We start from the raw sequence: 5,526 nt of genomic DNA on the forward strand, positions 1-5,526 counted from the left end.
ATTACCTACTGATTACAAGTCAGTTGCTCTACCAGGTGAGCTAAAGCGGCATATGGTGGTGAGAGAAGGATTCGAACCTTCGAAGGCAGAGCCGTCAGATTTACAGTCTGATCCCTTTGGCCGCTCGGGAACCTCACCATCTTATAAAATTTATTTGGTACCCCGTAGGGGAATCGAACCCCTGTCTATAGAGTGAAAATCTATTGTCCTAACCGTTGAACGAACGGGGCAAATATGGCTGGGGTAGCTGGATTCGAACCAACGCATGACAGAGTCAAAGTCTGTTGCCTTACCGCTTGGCGACACCCCAATAATTTAAATGGTCGGAATAGCAAGATTCGAACTTGCGGCCCCCTGCTCCCAAGGCAGGTGCGCTACCGGACTGCGCTATATTCCGTACTATTTTGTTTCGTCAACATTTGTAGCTGACAAAAATAATAGTACCATAAGTTTTGTATTCTGTCAACAAAGAATTTTATTTTTTTTAAATATTTTTAGATTAGATAAAATATTACATATTAGATGTTTTTAAAAAATTTTTAGTTTTTAAATATTAATCTTATAAAATAGTTAAAATATAATTTAGATTTAACGATTATCTAAGATATTAATTAATTAAAATAGTTATATAGTTTTTTTTAATAAAATAATTTTAATTGGTTTGATTATAATTAATCTAAAGATATTCTTAGAATAGTCTAAATTAATTTTTAAAATATTTTAAAATATATATTAAATAATTTTAATTTGATTATATTTAAATTTATAATTTTTAAAATTTAAAGTTAATTTAAAAAAAGGATTGTTTATAGTTGTTTTATTTGTTTATAGTGTTTATATTGTTGTATTTTTCAAAAAAACAAAATTAAAGCTTAAAAAGCTATATAAATTAAGGCTTAAATGAAATTGATAAAAAAAAATGAATAACCGTCGGTGTTGTATATCTCTGACCGTAGATGTTGTATATCTCTGACCGTAGATGCTGTATATAAAAGCCACTTCTGTTGTATTGTTATGACCTTTACTGCTGTGCTTTTTATTGATAACAAAAATGTCCGCTTCTATATACTAAAGAAATAAATTATTTGAAATAACTACTTATAAAAGTAGATTTTATACAACATAAGAGGGAAAAATGCTTGAAAATACTCCTTTTTTATTGTAAAATATAAATTAGGAAAAGGAAAAGAAAAAAGTATACAACATAAAAGGGCTGGTGAAAATGAAAAAACTGAAGAAATTTGACATTCCTAGAAATGAAGTTATTGATACAGGTCCAAGTGAAATAGTAGAGAAATTTTTGGATGTTTCTGAAATTGAAAATGAAAAAAACCATAGTTTGGTTAGAATTGATATAAATATGATTGAATATCCATTGTTTACTAAAAGTACTAGTAAAAAGAAAAATCAAATAATAAGATATTTTTTTAATAGATCTAAAGAAGCATATATTCAAGTTAATCCAACTTCAGGAGATTATATTCCTGGTGAATTAGAAGAAAGAGTATTTATAGCCTTGTTAAAAATAATGAGAGATAAAAGGTATAATAATATGTTTTATACCACAATAAGTGAAATTTTAACAAATATGGGAATTGCACAAGACTCGTTTAAAGGATTTTATGGAAGAATTTCTAAAGCTTTATTGAGATTATCCCAAACAAGTTATACATTTAAAAATTCTCTGTATTCTAATAAAATAAAGGGTATTATAGAAGAACAAATAAATACAAATATAATGAATATTCATATGATTTCTGTAAAACAAGCCCATGAATCAGAAAAAGAATTATTTACAGATAGAAGAATAAAAGAAGTTATTAAAGTATCTATATCGTCACATTTCTATGATAACATAATTAGAAAAGGTTATTTAGTGTATGATTCTCAATTATTATTAAGTATGGAAAATCCAATAACAAGAGCATTATATATGTTAATAAATAAATTAAGATTTAATAGAATGTATATAAAAGTACTTTCTATGAATTTAATAAAAAGAATTCCTTTGAGTGAAAATATTCAAAAAATAGGTAGAACAATAAAAATTATAGATAAAAGTTGCCAAGAGTTAAAAAAAATGAACTTAATTGAAGACTATACTCTTATAAAAAATAGTAAGTGGATGGAATCAGAATTTGAATTTTTCTTTAATGAAACACACAATGAATTAAAACAAACTTATTTTTTTGATGATAAAAATCACTTTGATAATTTATTGATAACTCATACTGATAGTGGAGTGGATTTATTAAATGATGGGAATGAGCAATTCCAAGCTGTTAAAGCTGAAACTGTGGATAGAATTCCAACAAATGAAAAAGTAGAAGAGATTTTCAAAATTTTACCATCTAAAGCTAAAGAGTTAAAAACTTTACCAAAAGTAATTAAAGATGGTATAAGACAATATGGATACGAACATATAAAACTTGTAGCAGAATATGTAAAAATACAAAGAGTTAGCAATATAAGAAGTTATATAATACAAGCCTTGTTAAAAGGTTGGGCAGAAGATTACATAGTTCAAAAGAAAAACACTACATCAGAGAAGGTTAAAAATGAAAAATTAAGATTGGTGGATTCAGATAAACAAGATTTAGAAAAGAATAATAATGAATTAGAAAATTATTTAGAAGTTCAAAATTTTTTAATTGGAGCTTCTATTGAAACAAAAATGGAAATAGAAAAAGATGCTTATAGAGATTACATCCTCATGTGTGGTATAGAAGGTAAAATTCAAAAAATGGCCTTTAGTGCAGCAAGGGATAAATTAGTAAAAGATTATTTGTCTAAAAACCTTAGTAAGTATACAGCACAAACGGCAATGAATATTGAAGATACTTCTAATAGTTTTAATTCAAATGAAAAAATAGAATTAGTAGAAGTTATTTTGCCAAAAGTAGAAAAAGTAAAAGAAATTAAAAATATAGAAATTAAAATAGATACATCATATAAGGTCAATAATCCAAAAGATGATATTAAAGAGATAAATACAGCAGAAGCGGCTAAAAATATAGAAGTTAAAAAACAATATAGAAATATGTCGATGTTCCAACTAGATATACTTGATATTTTAGAGGGTGAAAATATCAAAGAGGTTAATAAAATAATTAGATTATTAAATATAACAAAATTCTTTGAAGGAGAATTAGGATTATTACATGTTACATTAGAATATAACGAAGATGAAGAAAGTATAATAAAAATAAGTTCATTAAAATAATGTCCATTTGTGTTGCAAAGTATAAAAATAGCAGAGTCGGTCGACTCTGCTATTTTTATACTTTAAATATTATTTTGTAACAGATAAAACATAACTTTTTCTTTCGTTAGAAAGTGGATAATTATATTTTCTTTCTTCATTTTCAGGTGTTTTGATTAAAACTTCAAAATTACCTTCAGAAAGTTCAGTCATATTAATAATATCAAAGTTATCGATATCTAACTCTTCAGATATTGAATCTAAAAAATCATCTTCAATTTCAAATTCAAAATATTCGTTGTTATGTTCTATTACATAATAAAAATCAGCATAATTAAATAATTTCATAAGTAAGTCTCCTTTAATAACTTTTTAGTTTGTTCTTTCTATTTCGCTCAGTAAAGTTTTAATTTCATTATTAAGCATTGCTATTTTTTCGTACACAGTTTTAGCTTTAGTTGAATCCAAATTTGAAGATTCCATTTTATTTTCAATTAATGTTGAAATATTTAAATTTAGTTTGTTGAATAATTTTTGTATAGAATCAATTTCGGATTCTTTGAAAACATTTGTTTTAAAGTTATCTTTTAAAGAAATATATTCTTTCCTCGTCTTTATTTGTTTGTTTAAAACAGCATCAACAAGATCTTTATTTGCATTTGGTAATGATATTTCATAAGTTAAAGAAAGAGGAAGAGATTCAAAGTAAATTTCATCTTCTATTGATAAGCAGAAAGTTTTCATAAATCTAAAACGGTTGATTAATCTTTCGGCATTTTTTTTTCCAATTTTCATATGATCTAACCAAACACCAAATGTTCCATTTTTATTACTTGAATATTTATTATTTGCTTCTTCTAAAATTTCACCAGCTTTTGTATGGTAGTTACTTTTAGCAATATGAAGAAGAGACTCATATTTCATCAAATCTTTTTTTATTTCCAAATCTTGAATATTATCATAATCAAAAAAAACATCTGTATGAGGTAAAAAATCTTTTTCAATAACAGTAATTTCAAATTCTTTTATTTCTGGTTGTTTATTTAGATGAGTTTCTTTTTTTTTAAATGAATCTTGTTTTAAACGATCAAGAACATTCATTTTTTTATTAACCATTTATAATTCCTCCAATAATTTCACCATATAAATTTTGAAGATCTTCTGCTTTTTTAGCTTGAGTTTCCCAAATTGTTTTTCCTTTTTCTGATAGTTGCTCTTCAATGACACTTTCAGGAATAGGTTTAGTTAAGGTAACTCCTGTATTATTAAAAAAATCTGAGAGACTATTAAAGTATTCACGAGAAATTTTAGTGTTTCTATATAGATTTGGTACGATTTGAGTAATTTTATTTCCTTCAGCTTTTTCAATTAGCCTAGTTATTCCAGCAGTACTTAGTTTATCTAATTTGATAGGAACGATAATTTCATCGGTGATTTCAAGAATGATATCATTAAGAACATTAAAAACAGGTGCACAATCAACAATTATAAAATCATATTTATCTTTTAAAAAATCAAAAGATTTCACTATTTTATTTTTTAAATTTATACCAAAGGTGTCAGTTTCAACAGGGAAATAATCTAAATTTTTTCTTATTTTAATCTGGACCTCTTCTCCATTTTGAACAAAAGCTTTAAATCCTTTTCCACCTTCAAACCACCCACCCAGAAGAATTAGACTATCATTTTGAGCATCTGATGTTATTAATGCAGTTTTAAAATCTAGCATAGCTAAGCCGTGTGCAATATTTTTAGATAAAGTTGATTTTCCAACTCCACCTTTATTGTTTTTTATTGTTATTATTTTCCCCATTGTCAACGCTACTAAAAAAAGTAACGCCTTTCACCTCCTTTTTTTAATAATTATAGTATAAGTTAAAAAAGAAAAATAATCAATTTTTTTGTATAAGAAAAAAATATTATAATATATTATTGTAATAACGACAAATTGTCGCAATATAAAAAAAGATCTATTAATTGTAGAATTGATAAATTTAGAGAAAAAGTAGAAAATATAGAAGGTTTATTTGAATAACGACAAATTGTCGCAATATAAAAAAAGATCTATTAATTGTAGAATTGATAAATTTAGAGAAGAAGTAGAAAATATAGAAGGTTTATTTAAATAACGACAAATTGTCGCAATATAAAAAAAGATCTATTAATTGTAGAATTGATAAATTTAGAGAAAAAGCAGAAAATATAGGAGGTTTATTTAAATAACGACAAATTGTCGCAATATAAAAAAAGATCTATTAATTGTAGAATTGATAAATTTAGAGAAGAAGTAGAAAATATAGAAGGTTTATTTGAATAACGACAAA

At 25.3% G+C, this 5,526-nt stretch carries 4 protein-coding genes and 4 tRNA genes; 1 reads left to right on the forward strand and 7 read right to left on the reverse strand.

All coding sequences use genetic code 11. The features are described 5' to 3' along the window. Positions 1-53: 53 nt before the first annotated feature. From ACRCZX_RS00335 to ACRCZX_RS00350, 4 genes are all read right to left on the reverse strand, one after another. A tRNA-Tyr gene (locus tag ACRCZX_RS00335) sits at positions 54-138 on the reverse strand. A gap of 17 nt (positions 139-155) precedes the next feature. After that, a tRNA-Glu gene (locus ACRCZX_RS00340) sits at positions 156-230 on the reverse strand. Positions 231-235: 5 nt separating this feature from the next. Continuing rightward, positions 236-310, reverse strand: a tRNA-Gln gene (locus ACRCZX_RS00345). Positions 311-320: 10 nt separating this feature from the next. Further along, positions 321-397: transfer RNA gene (locus tag ACRCZX_RS00350), tRNA-Pro, on the reverse strand. A gap of 825 nt (positions 398-1,222) precedes the next feature. Here ACRCZX_RS00350 and ACRCZX_RS00355 point away from each other — a divergent pair. Further along, positions 1,223-3,223, forward strand: coding sequence for a hypothetical protein (locus tag ACRCZX_RS00355; RefSeq protein ID WP_438580966.1), 2,001 nt, complete (start codon positions 1,223-1,225; stop codon positions 3,221-3,223). Positions 3,224-3,292: 69 nt separating this feature from the next. Here the strand turns inward: ACRCZX_RS00355 and ACRCZX_RS00360 are convergent, their stop codons facing one another. From ACRCZX_RS00360 to ACRCZX_RS00370, 3 genes are read right to left on the reverse strand one after another with little or no spacing between them, the layout of a single operon-like run. Continuing rightward, the gene (locus tag ACRCZX_RS00360; protein ID WP_438580967.1) at positions 3,293-3,550 is read right to left on the reverse strand and encodes a hypothetical protein; all 258 of its coding nucleotides are present in this window, start codon (positions 3,548-3,550) and stop codon (positions 3,293-3,295) included. Positions 3,551-3,574: 24 nt separating this feature from the next. After that, the gene (locus tag ACRCZX_RS00365; protein WP_438580968.1) at positions 3,575-4,318 is read right to left on the reverse strand and encodes a hypothetical protein; all 744 of its coding nucleotides are present in this window, start codon (positions 4,316-4,318) and stop codon (positions 3,575-3,577) included. After that, positions 4,311-5,015, reverse strand: a complete 705-nt coding sequence (locus tag ACRCZX_RS00370; RefSeq protein WP_438580969.1) for a ParA family protein — start codon at positions 5,013-5,015, stop codon at positions 4,311-4,313. The genes ACRCZX_RS00365 and ACRCZX_RS00370 overlap by 8 nt, the downstream gene beginning before the upstream one ends. Between the last annotated feature and the right edge of the window lie 511 nt (positions 5,016-5,526).

Source organism: Cetobacterium sp., from assembly GCF_051658645.1.
In the GTDB taxonomy this organism is placed as follows: Bacteria; Fusobacteriota; Fusobacteriia; order Fusobacteriales; family Fusobacteriaceae; genus Cetobacterium_A.